At 40.6% G+C, this 16,075-nt stretch carries 8 protein-coding genes; 1 reads left to right on the top strand and 7 read right to left on the bottom strand.

The genetic code is table 11. The features are described 5' to 3' along the window. Positions 1-24 precede the first annotated feature (24 nt). From IQ31_RS08440 to IQ31_RS08410, 7 genes are all read right to left on the bottom strand, one after another. The gene (locus tag IQ31_RS08440) at positions 25-2,790 is read right to left on the bottom strand and encodes a sugar-binding domain-containing protein (RefSeq protein WP_244294428.1); all 2,766 of its coding nucleotides are present in this window, start codon (positions 2,788-2,790) and stop codon (positions 25-27) included. Positions 2,791-2,876: 86 nt separating this feature from the next. Beyond that, positions 2,877-4,664: a glycoside hydrolase family 2 protein gene (locus IQ31_RS08435; RefSeq protein WP_145327737.1), complete on the bottom strand. Its 1,788-nt coding sequence runs from the start codon at positions 4,662-4,664 to the stop codon at positions 2,877-2,879. Between the two features lie 28 nt (positions 4,665-4,692). Then, positions 4,693-6,273, bottom strand: coding sequence for a DUF4832 domain-containing protein (locus IQ31_RS08430; RefSeq protein ID WP_208734172.1), 1,581 nt, complete (start codon positions 6,271-6,273; stop codon positions 4,693-4,695). A 452-nt stretch (positions 6,274-6,725) separates the two neighbouring features. Next, positions 6,726-9,278, bottom strand: coding sequence for a tetratricopeptide repeat protein (locus tag IQ31_RS08425; RefSeq protein WP_145327736.1), 2,553 nt, complete (start codon positions 9,276-9,278; stop codon positions 6,726-6,728). Between the two features lie 228 nt (positions 9,279-9,506). After that, positions 9,507-9,956, bottom strand: coding sequence for a nuclear transport factor 2 family protein (locus IQ31_RS08420; protein ID WP_120335491.1), 450 nt, complete (start codon positions 9,954-9,956; stop codon positions 9,507-9,509). Positions 9,957-10,311: 355 nt separating this feature from the next. Next, on the bottom strand, positions 10,312-10,947 hold the full coding sequence (locus IQ31_RS08415) for a hypothetical protein (RefSeq protein WP_145327735.1): 636 nt from the start codon (positions 10,945-10,947) through the stop codon (positions 10,312-10,314). Between the two features lie 618 nt (positions 10,948-11,565). Next, entirely contained in the window at positions 11,566-12,012 is a 447-nt protein-coding gene (locus IQ31_RS08410; protein WP_145327734.1) for a nuclear transport factor 2 family protein, read from the bottom strand. 585 nt (positions 12,013-12,597) lie between these two features. Here IQ31_RS08410 and IQ31_RS08400 point away from each other — a divergent pair. Further along, positions 12,598-16,068, top strand: a complete 3,471-nt coding sequence (locus IQ31_RS08400; RefSeq protein WP_145327733.1) for a TraB/GumN family protein — start codon at positions 12,598-12,600, stop codon at positions 16,066-16,068. The last annotated feature ends 7 nt before the right edge of the window (positions 16,069-16,075 follow it).

Below are 16,075 nucleotides of genomic sequence, written 5' to 3'. Positions count from 1 at the left end.
TTCTTACCATTGTGTAAATCTTTCTTATTTCTCTAAAAATGATTGAATAAAAGTTTCGTCCACGGCCACTTGCGGCGAGAATTTCTCACTTTTTACATAATTATCGATACTGTACAACAATTGTTGGGTAGCGGGACGGTTATCCATATCATTTTTGGTATCCAATGCCAGTACCAGCAATTTCCCGCCGTGCAGTTTGGCTTCGAAACCTATACCCAATTTCTGGTTGTTGTCGTAGCTGTCGATGACCTGTATAAAGGGACGCAGTTGTTGTGGTGCATGTTGCATTTCGATTACTTTTGCATGGTTCAGGATATCCCACCACTGCCAATCGGTATGGTATGAAGTAAGAAAATCATTAAACATGGCCTGCTTATGATGAACCAGGTTGCCGATGGTCATCGGTGCCCATGCAAACATAATGGGGTTCCAAAAATGATTGTGAAACAGTGACTTTCGACCTTTCACCTGGTCTGGAGAAGGATAAAGAACCACGGTTTTACCCTGGGCCAACTGCCTTTTTGCAACATCATCGTAGACATCGGTGTACAATACATTAGCTGTAGACTGCATCAGATGTTGATGTTTTGGGTATACCCAAATGTCCCAGCTATTCTTAATGCTATCGTTCACCGCAAGATGAACCGTAACTTTTTGGGTGCTGATATTTTTTAGGGAAATCTCAAATTCACCTACCGGCGATACATTTTCGTTGGCAATGGTTTGCCTTTTCAGCGTTCCCTTTTTCAATACGTTGCCAGCGGTATCGGTCAACCACCATTTAATTTTCGCATTTTCAAGTGCAGAATTGCTAAAGTTATATACTTCGGCTTTTCCCCTAAATGTTTCTGTGTTGAAAAAACTGCTTTTATCGTAGCGCAGTAGAGCGACCGTTGGCGCGCAAAACTCGCTGAATTTTTCTGCTGTAACCAATCCTTTCGAATCCCAGAAAGGATCGAAGATCCCCACGGGCGCGTACCCTTGTCCCGGAAAGTCATTCATCGACAAAAGCTGAAATCCGGCAGATTTACCTGATCGCAACAGGGCTTCGATCACGGCTTTGTACTCCAGCACGGTTAACGCACCAGATGCTCTGAAGAAATCCTTTGCTTGGTCCAACATGCCATTTTTTTGTAATAGATCGCTAAATACTTCAAAATTGCGGGCCTCTACGGGACTGTTGGCATATTTCTTTATTTCATCAAAATTTGGATAAATACAGCGTTGTCCTGACTCGTGTGAAATGACGGGCACATCTACATCAGATTCCAAATTCTTGTCCCAATCGGTACCGGGCAGACCTTCGTACACCTTCACCGGTCCTTTATTGGTTTGCTGCGAAACGTAATATTGATCCGATTTAACCCGTGTTCTTGCCGTAGAACCGCTATAAAGATGACGGGGATCAGCTTTTCTGCCTTCGGCAGTCAACTCCTCGATAAAGTCGAAATTCCCGGTAATTTCATTTCCGTTGCAGTACAGAACAAAAGAAGGGTGGTTGCCATATTCTTTTAAAATAGCTTTAATTTCCCTACGGAAGAAGTTATATCTAGACTCGTCGGGTTCGGCATCTTTGCCCCACATAGGCATTTCCACTTCAAAATATATTCCATGTTTGTCTGCCATGCGAAAGGCCGCCGCCGGCGGGCACCATGAATGGAATCGTAAATGGTTCATGCCATACGTCTTCATCAGCACCATGATTCGTTCCCAAGAGGCATCGTCGAGCGGAGCATGGCCTGTTTTTGGAAACACTGCATTTTCTACATTGCCTCTTAAATGGATGGGACGATTATTGAGCAACACATGGTTTTTTCCTTGTTTTACTTCACGCATACCAAAGGTTGTCGCTTTTTCATGTCGGTAGCTGTTTTTGCCGTCGGAGGTATTCAGTTGACAATTTATACGATAGAGGTTTGGGTTAAACTCATCCCACAATTTGATATGCTTACCTAATGGAATAGTGGTCTCTACGAAGGTCACCGAATCGGTACTTACCAGTGCAACTTCATCCTTAAGACTGTAGTTTGTTCCCTCGATGACGAAAGACACTTTGCCCTTTATCTGTTTTTTGGTCGCATTATTTACCCGTAATTTTACTTTTATGGACTGATCGGCTATATTTGGATATACCTGAAGATCTTCCAGATAAACTGGGTCTATGGCCAGCAGTTTTATTTCTCCTAGAATACCGTTCCAGTTAATCTGCGTAAATTCAGTATGCGCATGGTTCCATTTATGTGTATTATACTGAAACCGGTTATCGATACAAATGGTCATGCGATGCTTCTTTCCGGGCTTTACAAATGAGCTCAGATCGTGGTTGTGGGGCACACTTACATAATCAATACTGCTGACTTCCTTGGTATCTACAAAAACTGAACTCAACCAGTGGGTACGCTCAAAGTATAGGAATATTTTTTTCCCTTTCCATTCGGCAGGGATTTCAATATCACGTTGGTACCATGCCGGTCCCATGTATTCGTATTTTCGGGTCAGGCGGTCGATATATTTATAGGGATTTTTATATCCTATCTGATAATCATCGGTAATACCGGGAAGCTTAATTGTTTCTTGCAAAAGATGATTATAGCGGGGGGACAGCGATCCTCTACGGAAATCCATCACGTCCGTCTGGAACCCCCAAGTGCCTGATAAATCGATAGCATCTTGAGCCTTTAACAAGGCTACCTGCAGGAAAAGCCCCATTAGGCACATCATTTTAAAGTATTTATAGATGCTTGTCCTGTATTCATCCATTTTGTGTTTCGATAGTTTAGGTGCTTTCATTCTTTTCAGTATATTATTTTTGTAGGCATCGAAAAAATAGTGTCACTGTGATACTCCTCTTTAAGCTCGGTTTCGTAATTGAAGTCTTATTTATTATCATAATAATGCTTCATCAGAAACCAGGCTTTCTTTCGGTAGCCTTGGTCTGAGATCAATCCTTTGCGGTTCCAGCCATCTTGGTTGGTCGGATGAAAACGGAACGGCGAACGGAAATCAAATAGCAGCCAAGGTGAAGTTCCGCGCAGGTTTGGAATATGCTTAAACATTTCGAGGTTGTTTTTGTACAAAGTCGCTTGGTAATCTTCACTCCATGAACTGACGACATCCTTTTCGCCCGTTTTGCCATACAGCGCCTCGCCTCCAAATTCAGAAATAATTAAAGGCTGGCCTTTTGCCACATCCCATACTGCTTTATCAGGAGAAACTGGCCAGGAGTGGTACCAGCCTAAATATTTGTTAACAGCTACGACGTCCAATTCTTTCGTAAAAGGATCATCCATAACAAAGATTTCCTTCTCCTTATTGAAACGAACAAGATCAAAAGCAGCGGTTATAAGCCTGGTCGTGTCAATGGCTCTGCATGTAGCAATCAAATGCCTGATAAAAGCATTTCTAGGCTCGGATGGTTGGGTTTCATTGGCTACTCCCCAAAAAGCTAGTGCGCAACGATTTTTGTCTCGAGCAACCATTTCCCGCATCATTTTACCGGCTTTCTCTTTGGTCGATTCATTTTCAAAATCGATGCCTTGCCAAATGGGAATTTCTTCCCACAACAAGAAACCCATTTTTTCGGCCATTCTCACGATATATTCATTTTGTGGATAATGCGCCAAACGAATCATATTACAGCCCAAAGCTTTCGCTTCTGAAAGCAGCATCACTGCATCTGCCTGTGAAAAAGCACGACCTTTGCGCTGAGGTATTTCCTCATGAAATGAAATGGACTTGAGAAAAATAGCTTCGCCATTCAGGAAGATATCTTCCCCTTTTACCCAAATATTGCGAAAACCTATTTCCTCTTCTATTTGATCGTCGCGCGTTGAAATCTTCACGTTATACAGTTTAGGTGAAGTGGGCGACCAACGTTTGATTTTTCTCGATAGGAATGAAGTTTTTACTTCCCCCTGAGCATCTGTTTTAAGCGTTTGTTTTAGTTGTAGTTCGGGTATTTCGATAGTTACCGAGGAATTGGCCATCGTTTCCGAAAGTTTGACCTTCGCATTGATTTTATCGGCTTTGGTTTTGTCCAATTGAACAAAATAATCATCGATAAAAACTTTTGGCGTGCTTACCAAAAAGACATCTCGGGTGATACCGCCATAGTTCCACCAATCAAAGGCCATTGCCGGAATGGCATCAACCTGCCGGCTATTATTTACCTCAACTGCCAAAAAATTATCGTTTTCTTTAGCTGCATCTGTTATTTCAATCTGAAAGGGGGTAAAACCACCTTCATGTTGTGCAATCTCTTGTCCATTGAGATATATGCGACAACGGTAACTTACCGCAGCAAAATACAAGAACAACCTTTTGTTATTTTCTTTCACTACATCGAACTTACGCCCATACCAGATGGTACCTTCGTAATATTTAAGTTCAGGCATTTGACTGTTCCAATCTGAAGGCACATTTAAACGGAGACCATTCTCGAAAGCGTATTCATAAAAATCAGTCTTGCTTTCGGCTTTTTTATTCAGGTAGATTTGGTTTTTTCTTCCCTGGTCGTACAAGTCTACAATAGCGTCCCACTTTCCATTTAAGGATTGAGCTCGCCTACCATACACATTGGCCATATTTTGCTGTGCAACAAGGTTGGAGGTTATCAGGCTAAAAAAAAGGGACAATATCAAAGATAGATTGATCAGCTTTATCATAATAGGTGTTAGTTGTTAATAAAATTTTCTATTTTACCTGCAATGCCGAAAGCTTTGTCCAACCCTGAGCCGTCAAATCTCCATCAAGGGCAAGTTGAATTGCCGGCTTATTTTCCTTGGTCGTATCAACAATGGCGACTGCCCAGCTATATATCCCTGCAGGTAGATCTACTTTTGCATTTAATTTATAACTCGCAGCAGTACCTTTCAACCAAGCAGACGGTTCACTCTGACGATCTACAAAAATCTTTTTAACATTCCCATTGGCATCTAACAGTGCAAAAGCAACTTTATATTTGTAGTTCCATTGTGGAATATTATTAGGTAAATAGCCCCAGCCCATATTCTGCCAACGATGGGCGATTTGCGCTATCTTTCCCGACTTGATATCTTGAGGGAGGTTGATTTGGTCTGGATATACACGGTAGCCACCTTCTGTAATAAACCGTTGAACCAAATCAAAGGACTTAAACCAGGATTCAGTTTCTCCCCCCGCTCTAAAGTCCATCATATTGACATGGGCTTCGGCCGACAGGTCGAACTCACCTTTCCTCACATCCTCATCATGACCTTCTCTATATTTTCCACTGGGGTCTGTCCAATAACGGTGCTTACCTGGGGCAATAATCCAGCCTCCTTCCATGATGATAGGACGCTTAAAATTCCATTTCTTGGCAAAATCCTTTTCCCAATTCTGGTAATAGCCAGTCATGCCAAAAGCATCTTGGCGAAGGCTATACCCCTTATCAATAGCTTTATCCAATAAGCGTTCACTATTCGGGTTGACTGCGCCCCAACTTTCGGGATGACCGACCAGACGATGGTAGTTGATAACCAAAGGAACTTTTGTAAATGTGTTAGCATATAAGCTGGTCACCCATTCAAGGGTTTCTTCCTTTATTTTTTCAGTACTTTCAGGTGTTGCCATTTTGGGATCTTCATAGACAACATAATGTGCTTCGCCCCATTTCCCCAAGCCATAGGCATCAATAAAAGAGGTCTTTTCAGGATCATTAAATTCCTTGGCCAAAGCTGTGATAAATTTGGTATAGTATTTTCTAAATACCGCATCCTGAGGATAAGGTGTTTGCCTATCGGGATGATTTTCATTTTCCAAATAATATTTGGCTCCGAGGTCGAACACAAATTTGGGTGTATTTTGACCTTGGTCGCGACCATCTACCACAATACGGAGTGCTATGGGCAACCCTCTCGTTTGTGCGCCTTTAAGGAGCTTTCCTATTTTAGAGTTTGGATCATCCCAGGCATAAACACCGTCACTGGGATTCAGCGAAGACCAGCTCGTGCGTACATAACATGCCGAAGCATAATCAATGACCTTTACCTTTTTACCCAATGCTGGTACAAAATATTCGATATCCCAATACGTATCATCGGCATTACGGGGAGCATACATTACCCAACCATTTAAAGGATTGCGCAAGACTGAATGACCATCATATTTTGGCTTTAATAAAATATACCCGGTGTTGCCCGAACCGCTTTTCCCTTCATTTTTTTGAGAAAAACCAAGCAATCCAGAAGTGCACAATAAAAGCGTTAAAAAAAAATTTATTATCCAATTTGAGAATAGCTGTTTGTTTATCATTTCGTTTTTGAACATATTTTCAAGTCTATTGGTTATTTTATTCCTGTTGTGCCAGCGACTTCTATAGTTTATCATTTAGTGTGCTGATTCAACAAAACTGATTTATTGGGATACGGTACAAAATTAGCCACGACAGGCTACCGCTATGGTATTGATTTGTTCAGAAATGGTTCGTTTTTGTACAAAAATTAGGATTTAATCCGCTATGAAGGACGATGTGAATAAAATCATTCACTTATGGAGACTAAGTGATAAAGAAATGGCTCTTCTTCTTGGATTTTATACCGTTTATAACTATTAGGGAGGTTTTTTATCAGATTTATAGCAGTCTACTTAATGTAAAAAGCCCGATTGTTCTCGGGCTTTTTAGGTTCATGTTCCATACGATCCTCTTCATTCGAAAGAAATGAAAAATTCTATCACATCTGGCGTATGCCAAATTTTCAGAAGTATTACTTCAACTTCTGTAAGCGTTCTTTCGCTGCAGGCACGATATCATCGTTTTTGTCATAATTGTCAATCACACTTTTCAAGGTACTCTTCGCCTGGAAAGCATTGCCCTTGCGCGCATAGGCATCAGCAAGCACCAGGAAGCTCTTGGCAACCCAGTATTCTTGCGCTTCCCTATTGTTAATCACATCAAAGGCTGTTTCCAGCGCCTTATCATATTCCTTGTTATCGTACTGCAAAAGCGCTACGCGATACCGTGCTTCTGCGCCGATAGCCGATTGACTCTTCAGCGCAGCCAGGTTGAATTCTTTCATGGCAGACGCTACATTTTTTTCTTTCAACAAAGCTTTTCCACTGTACAAATGCGCTTTCGCTATTTCCTCCTCGGTTGCCCCGTTGTAATTTTTGACCAGACTCACATACTTAGCCATTTGCTCCATATCGCCGAGTTCGAAGTAACACACCATCAGGTTCGTTACCGCATAGCCATAGTTCTTTTTATATTCTTCGTTGAGCTCCAATTTTTTGAGGTGCACAATGGCTTCATTGTATTCTTTAAGATCCAAATATAGCGCAGCAACCGTCAGCAAGGTATTCTCTGAATATTTACTCGTCCAGTCGTTCAGGATGATATTCAGATCATGCAGTGCTTCCTGTGGATGCCCGGTGCGGTACGAACTCACTCCACGGATATAGCGGGCGAATTTTTCTTGTCTGGGTTTTGGAAATTTATCAAAATAGGCGTTGATCGCTTCTACAGCCGCTCCGTATTCTCCCCTGGCGAATAGCGATTGCGCGGCCTGGAAAGCCATGTTATCTAGCTCTGCGGGACTCAGATTACTGACATTGGTACCGACAGCGTAACGAATATAGCTCGAAGCATCCCCTTGATCGAGGTAGATGTTTTCAATGAAACGCATCGCCTGCTCCGCCTCGGCAGTTCGGGTGTATTTCTCCACCACCTTCTGGAAAGTCGCTTTCGCCGCTTCGGGCTCATCATTGTTGTACTGCACGAGTCCTATGGTCATTAAGGCGCGGGGAATATAACTACTGCGAGGGTACTTTTCGACCATTGCCTGTAACCCTTCGATCGCACGGCTATAATCACCCATCGTGAAATAAGTATAGGGAATTTCAAAGGCCGCATTATCTGCATAGTTCGAAGATGGAAATTGTTTCAACACCGACCGCAGCGTACTGAGCTTGGTTTCATTGTCGCCTTGCAGACCAAATAAAACACCGCGCTGGAATAAGGCATAATCCTGATTGGGCGCTTTGCTGTTGATCAGCTGATCGTAGTATTTGTTGGCCCGGCTGTAGTCGCGCAGACACAGGTAGGAATCGCCCAGACGTGCAATGACATCATAGCGTATATTTTGATCCACCGCATTTCCTCCAGCAGTCAGAAAGCGTTCAAAATAATTGGCTGCCAACTCAAAACGGTTGTTTCGGTAGGCCGCATAGGCCAGCCCATAATTTGCATAATTATACAGGTCGCTATTCCGAGCGACGGGCAGGCTTAGAAATTGGGAGAAGTTTTCTACGGCTTCACCAAATTTGCGCACTTCATACATGGCCTCTGCTTTCCAATAGGTCGCAAGAGCGGCCATTTCAGCATTGACCGGAAACTTTTCAGATCGCATAAACATGGATATGCTATTTTCGAAAGCACGCTCGTTATAAAACTCCAGTCCGCGGTAGTAGGTGACCTTTTGATAGATCGCATTGACCTCCCGACCGCGCTCTTTTAGCGATTCCAGCATACTAACACCGGCATGGAAGTTGGTCGTCCCACGTAGGATTTCAGCGGATAGTGTTTCGGCACTTTCCTTTCTTTTTGAACCCGGATCGACAGGTTGCACTTCCTGCTCGATATATTTCTCGAGGACTTTTTGTGCCGCTTGGGTGGAGTCCATTGCAAACAAGATTTTAGCATAGTTAAATAGCGCATCGGCTTTCACTTGCTGGTCTAAATCCAGTTTTGTCGCTTTGACAAAAGCATTTCGTGCGGCTTGCTTATCGCCAGTCTCCAGAGCGATATGGCCCAATGTCATGATCGCCCCCTGATAAAAGGCATCCGAAGGTTTTATGGCCTCCAGCATACCGCTCGCTCTTTTGTATTCGCCAGCGCCATAAGCCAGATAGCTGATGCGATAATTATCGATATTACTTTGCGAAGCGTCTGGGTGCCGTTTCATCAATTCGTGATAATAGGCCTGTTTATATTTTTGCTGTGCTAAATAGGTGGCTGTGGCAATCTGGCGTAGCTCCGTCTCGATAGCATCGCGGTTGATATGCGTCATATCCGGACTGCGGCGCACCTTGACCGCATCGGCCAGCATAGGCCGGTAGTCGCGTACGACATCAATCGAATCCATGGTTTGAACCTCTCCACCGCCACCTTGCACACTATGTTGCTGTTGCTGTTGTTTCTCTTTCTTTTCTTTCTGTTGTTTCCCCACTTCCTGCGCATAACCTGTAACCAGCAAAGCCGAAAGCGTCCCAGTAAACAGGTATTTCAGGTAATTGTGACCGATTCTTTCTTTCAATATCATTGTTCGTCCGTATTTCTGAATTGTTCCAAACGTTCCTTTGCCGAGGAGACATAGGGTTATCCCTAACTAGTGTATTCAAAACTAAAGAATTCCAAGCACATTCGGTAATTTACACCTCATAGTTGCTTCATTTCAACGATTTAGAACAAAACACGCTATTCCATTGCTCTATCGGCAACTGAATTTATACAATAATGGAGCCAAGAAGAAAAAATAAAAGAGTGGTTCTTACTGATAGGAATGGACTGACTTGGATACCTGCCAACTGCCATTCTCATAAACTAAAGTCACTAGGTCAGTCATGCTAAAGCTGTCAAATTTCAATACGATTTTTGCAATCATATAATCTGCGGATTTTTCGACAATCTTGATATGCGTTTTACAGTTCAGAATTTCTCCCTGCTGTTTTTTTAAAGATTTAATCAAAGCCTGGCGTCCGTAGTAGGTCTGTATATTGGAAGCCTGGATCCTTTGGCTGAAATCTTCCGCAAATAATTGCTCTAAACCCACAGATTCTCCAGCCGTCGTTACAGCAACATAATGCTGCAAAGCGAAGTCTGCTGTGGAAAGATTAATGCTAATTTTTTCTGGTTTTGACACTGGTTTTTCAGCTGCCATGGCAACTGACGATAAGCAGATTAAAGCTGCTGCCGTGAATGTTTTTACGAATGCTTTCATACTATCTTTTTGTTCTATTGTGTTAGTCTATATACCCTTACTTGTTGATCCAAAACTAAAGTTCAATATATCTCTGGCCTATGGACTTTAGACCAACGATATTTGAATATCGGTGAATGGCGGAAATGTAAAGGTGAATATAACAACCATCTTAGCTGCTGCATGCCAAATACTATACCAGTGGCTACAATAAGAACATTTGTGCTTCTCAGCACATTTAAAGGCATTTTCAAGATTCTTTACGAAAAAGAAAATGTGCGCATACGAACAGTTTCAAAATAGATTGTTCGCATACGCACACCGCATAAAAAGCCTAGCAAAAGATTAATGATTACTGTCTGCTGACCAAGTTGATTTATTTCGTTTTCTTTATCGGTGTATCGACTGATATTGCAAAAAAATCGTCAGGAAGCTCCCTTGCTTCAATCTTTTGAGCTACCGATTCCATTTTGAATTGCTCATTATCGACCACAATTTTCAATGGAACAGACTTGGCTTTTGATAAATAGTAGTTCCAGTTTCCATAACTATGCATCTGATACTTCGTAAAATCAACAGGATACTTTGATGTGTAGAAATAGGTTGTCTGCCCACCTTGCGTCTTTAAAATCAAGGCATCACAATCTTCCCCCAATATTTTCTCTTTATTCTTAACGAGCTCATAACTTATAACTGCATCTGATTTCACATCGGCATCAAACCAATAAAGTGTGTCGGATCGGCTCGTCTTATTGTAAAGTCTATTGGTTTCACCAATATATAACTGCATTGTTATACCGACACCATTTGTGCACGATTTATAATTCCCCGATTTAATAAAATATTCTTGCTTATCACCTAGAAGAATCTTCATTTGTTCACTAGTGACGCTTGAATTCTTACTTTGAAAGCTATTTTGATAAATAATTTCGCCTTCAAATGCTTCTTGAGCATAGCCTTTCAATGTGACGGATAGCAATAATAAAAATAACAATAATCTATTTGTGTTCATTTGATATTAATAAGCTTTTTATGCTATAACTATTAAAGTGGGAACTTCAACCGAGTGTCTAAACTAAATTGAATCACTTTTTGAATATAATACAGGTTAATGCCGCAAACTTAAGAATATTCGTCGTATTTCATTGATTTCACTCAATTAACTGATACACCACTATTGGTCAAGATTTAGTTAAAAAAGAGAATTTTTAATGAAATTGCTATGCTTATTCCTTGCTGATTCTTTGCCGGTTCTTTGGTATTTCTTTGCTCTTTGTTCGGGTCTTCTTTGGGATTGGCTTGGGCTTCGTCTGCTATTTCTTTGGTGTTTCTTCGGTGTTTCTTCGGTGTTTCATTGGTGTTTCATTGGTGTTTCATTGGTGTTTCATTGGTAAAAAAGCAAAGAAACAGCAAAGGGATACGTATCTATAAGATAACTTGGTTCCTGCCATAAGTGAGCATTTGTCCAGAAAGAAGCAAATGATGATTAGCAAATTCACGTATAACGATGCTGAATGTTAGCCCACGTTTCGTAAGTTAGAGTTAGAAAAACGAACTGTCCGCAATAAAACAAAAAAAGCCACATCTCCTGATGTGGCCCTACAACTTATATATTGAATTAAAATGACTCCTATTTATACGAATTGATCGATTTGGACACTTTCCAGTCATTTCCTTCACGGACAAAAGTCACTAGATCTGTCTTGCTGAAATCCTCAAATTTCAAGGTAACCCTGGCCACCATATAATCTGCTGATTCTTCAAGAACGTCTGTATTCACTGTACAGTTTAGCTTCTCGCCTTTTTGTTTTTTCAAGGACTTAACCACTTCACTACGGCTATTTGACTTCAGGTTTGCCGTTTGGACCTTTTGATTAAAATCTTCGGCAAACAATTGTTCTACACCAGCCGATTCACCTTCAGTCATTACAGCAACATAGTGCTCTAAAGCAAAGTCTGCTGTTGATAGGTTAACGTTTGTTTTTGCTGATTTTGATCCTGGACCTTCAGCTGCCATAGCACATGTTGAAATTGCGATTAAGGCTGCTGCTGCGATTGTTTTTACTAGCGTTTTCATAATATCTTTATTTTATCGTGTAAGTTTTTTCTATTCTTATTTGTTGATTCAAAATTACTGCTCTAGATGCTTCTTGCTCACAGACTTTAGATCAACAACGGGTAAAACTCGGTGAATGACTGAAATGAAAAGGTGAACTTCAAAATGCATAAAGAACATAAGATCAATTTTATTAGCTTCGTGCCAAATACTATACCAGTTGTCCTGTGCGTTCAATAACGGCTTCTATAGCCTCTTAAAGCATATTCCATATCTTTTTCAGAAAAAGTAGCTGTACGGATGCGAACAGTTTATAGCGATATTGTTCACATGCGTACACCCTATTAAATGCGGGCTAAAAGATGAATTGTACTTCCTGATTTACGCCCATTTAATTAAAACTGAAAACCAGGATTCAACAATTGTGAACAAAAGATTTTAAAGGAGGTTCTCTTGCGCATCTATTGAAATTTATTTATTTTTAATAGATTATTTTGATTTTGAATCTTATATGATCAATTCAATTTTTAGCCATAGTAAGATATGCTACCAAGTAAATAGCTTTAGCTTCATTTCTTAGAACCATAATATTGATCTATCAACCGAATGTATAAATCTGTCAGCGCCACAATATACACGCAACTCCTTTTATGGGTGTTTATTTTTTCCTGTCTCACTTCGTTTATAAGCAACGCTAATGCTCAAGAAACAAAATACACAAGCTTTTTATGGGAGATTACCGGAAAGGGGTTAACTAAACCTTCTTACCTGTTAGGCTCTGTACATTTAAAAGACCGGCGTCTGATCAATAGCAATGATTCTATATTTGTGGCTATTGCTAATACAGATGCACTGGCTTTGGAAGTACACCCCGATACACTGTATAAACAGATATGGGATTTTCGATACAGCAAAAAATCAACACTTAAAAAGATAGCGCTTACCGAAGTACAAAAAAAAGAGTTTGTAAAACGCTATCAAAAGGAGTATGGTGTGATGCCGGATTCCCAGCAAATGGCATCTCCGCTTATTGTTAAATATCTCATGAATCCCAGCAACGACAAACCGGACGATATTACCGCCGTACTGGATGCTTATCTCTATGGCCTAGCCAAATCGCAACGAAAATATATTGTTGGCCTAGAGCCAATAGAAAATCAACTGGATGTTGATGGAAGTAACGAATTGGTTCATCTTGCGAACAAAAGTGATAGTACAAAATACTATAAGTATCTGGAGGATATGATGCAACTGTATAGCTCTGGAGACCTGGCTGGTGTTTGGAACGCGATTTCACCCCATATTGATCTTGAAGAAATGCAAAGAAGGAATAACACGATGCTAAAAAATATAATTTTGCAGCTCGATAAAGGTACGCTCTGCGCGGTCGTGGGGGCCGCTCATCTTGCAGGTGACCTAGGACTCATCCACCTTTTACAAAATGAAGGCTATAAGCTCCGCCCCGTTAAGACAAAAAAAACAGATCTGGCTTCTAAATATAAAATAGACTTCAGTACGATGGAATGGATGCCCCAAAAGGACTCTATCTTTGGATATACTGTCCAATTACCAAAAAGTTATATCTACAGGATAAATACATTGGGTGCAACAAACATCATCTATGGTGATCTGAGCACAGAAACAGAACTTATGGTGTCGGCTCAATTTGTTGGTGACCTGAATGGACTTACTGCGAAAGAAATTTTAAAACAAGAATACGAAAGAAAGACTGCCAAAAGCAAGTTCCCTATTATATCTCAGCAATTTCTTGAAAAGGATGGTGCCCAAGGTATGCAGTTGATCACCGCAAATAATGGCATGGAGGTTAAATGGGAATTCTGGCTAAAGAACAATACATTATATAGCTTATCGGCCTTTACCAGCAAAAGTCCATTAGACAGGTATTTGTCGGACCGCTTTTTCAATGGCTTCACAATCCTTCCTCTCGACAGCCCTGCTGAAATAGATGAATCTGTCAATGACATTGGTGCTTTTGCAATAAAAATGCCGACGCAAATTCAATACCTTTTCCAGACAGGTTCAGAGCAGCTCGGAGATAAACAGCTCCAATATGGCATACATAATTATTTTTCAATGGATAGGGATCGAAAAATAAATTATATGGTTCAGTATCACGATTATCCGATTGGCTATATCATGACAGACAGATCCCTGATGCTGAAAACGCTCAAAAACAGCCTTAAAAAAAATCCAGCGCTTACCGTTACCTCTGTTGAGCCAAGGGAGAAGGAGAATATAACGGGCATGGCAATAAAAGCCCAATTGAACAAATCAAACCTATTCGCAGAAACATGGGTCCGCGGGAACCGAATTTATCAAGTACTTCAGGAAAACCTAGATAAGAATAATAAAGAAATGGATAGCGCTTTTTTTAATTCCTTCCGTATGGTTCCTTTTAAGGAAGCCGACTGGAAAGATTTCACCGTAAACAGTATGAAGCTAAAACTTCCTGCTACATCGTTGATAAAGATAAAAAATGAGAATGTAGCTGAGCAACTTGATAGCGAATCTCATATTTATGCCGCAGCCGACAGCAATTCAAGCACATCCTTTCTCTTGGAAATCACTAAACTGCCTAAATATTATCGGCTGGAAAAAACCGACAGTTTATATGCCGAAATACAGGCTACTGCAAAAAAGAAATCTGAGAAAATGGTCCATTACGACACACTACGATCCGACAATATAACCGCTGCAATCTACACAAGTAGCGATTCATTAACAGCTAACTATCATAAAAAAGCGATCTGGATCAGAGGCAATATATCCTATGGATTTGATGCTATCGGCACACAAGAAACAGTTGAAAAAATAGATATAAACAGGATTATCAAATCCGTCCGTTATACAGGTACTACAGCGAACTTTGACGTATATAGCTCAAAAGCAGCAACTCTTTTTGAAGATATCTATAGCGCTGATTCTCTCGTTAGTCAAAAGGCAAAAAACACATTGGAGCTCGATTACAAATTTGATAAAAATGACCTAGCACTAATTTATAAAACATTGGTCCGAAAACAGGTCGATGACGAGCAGAACAGTGGGCTTCGAAGAAACCTGATCTATAGTTTGGTGAAGAATCATGATGAACGGAGCATACCTCTTTTAAAAAATATACTTAAGGATCCGACAACACCAGACCTGATCAAAATAGCAATCTTCCCGACCATCTATGAAATAGATTCAACACAGCTTGAATGGTATCTCCAGGCATTAAATCATCATCGACCCGATGTTGATTACCAAGTATGGCAATTACTACAGCCTTTACGCACTTCCCATAAATACGTAGCTGGGAATTTAGAACAGGTCATTCCATTATTTGCGATCGATAATTACAGACCTACACTATTGAATATTTGTTTAGAAATCGCTAAGGACAGCACTGTGCGCAATAGCCTTGAAATGGTAAAGGTTTATCTGCCGAATGTAATGAAATATCTAGCCAAAGACCTGTCCAAATTTGCTTCCGAACAGGAATCAGAGGATAGTTTCGATCCTTATTGGATAAGCGATTATGTGAAAATACTGGGTTTATATGATCAAAAAGATTCACTACTAAAATATCAACATCAGTTGCTCGCTAATACACAAATAGGTTATCTGCGAGCCTCCACCGCAACTGAATTTTTGGTTCTCGGTCTGCCATTGAATCAAAAATTAATGGATAGCATCAATGTTAATATATCGCAAAGAGGAGTATTGATGAGGGGGCTTAAAGAGAAAAAACGCGAAGATTTGATAGCCCCCAGGTATAAGGAGCAAATTGAAATTGGAAAAATTGTTGTAAACGATTACATGGAATCCGAATGGGATATGCAGTCGCAACAAATTGATTATCTGGGACAATTGACCGAGAATAATAAAAAGTATTTAGTTTATGCATTTAAAACTGAGAACGATGAGCAAAGCTATCTCTCAATTTATTTACCAGATGACCAAAATAAAGAATGGTCTTATACTTATGAAAACTGTTATTCAGATCTTGAGCCCTTTATCGGAGACTGGAAAGAACAAGCTCTCAAATTGATCCAACCAATGCGTATTGAAGATTAAAACAATA

Origin of the sequence: Sphingobacterium siyangense, from assembly GCF_007830445.1 — a bacterium.
GTDB lineage: Bacteria > Bacteroidota > Bacteroidia > Sphingobacteriales > Sphingobacteriaceae > Sphingobacterium > Sphingobacterium siyangense.
Note: the sequence above shows the minus strand (reverse complement) of the source record. Positions and strands in the feature narration are given on the sequence as shown.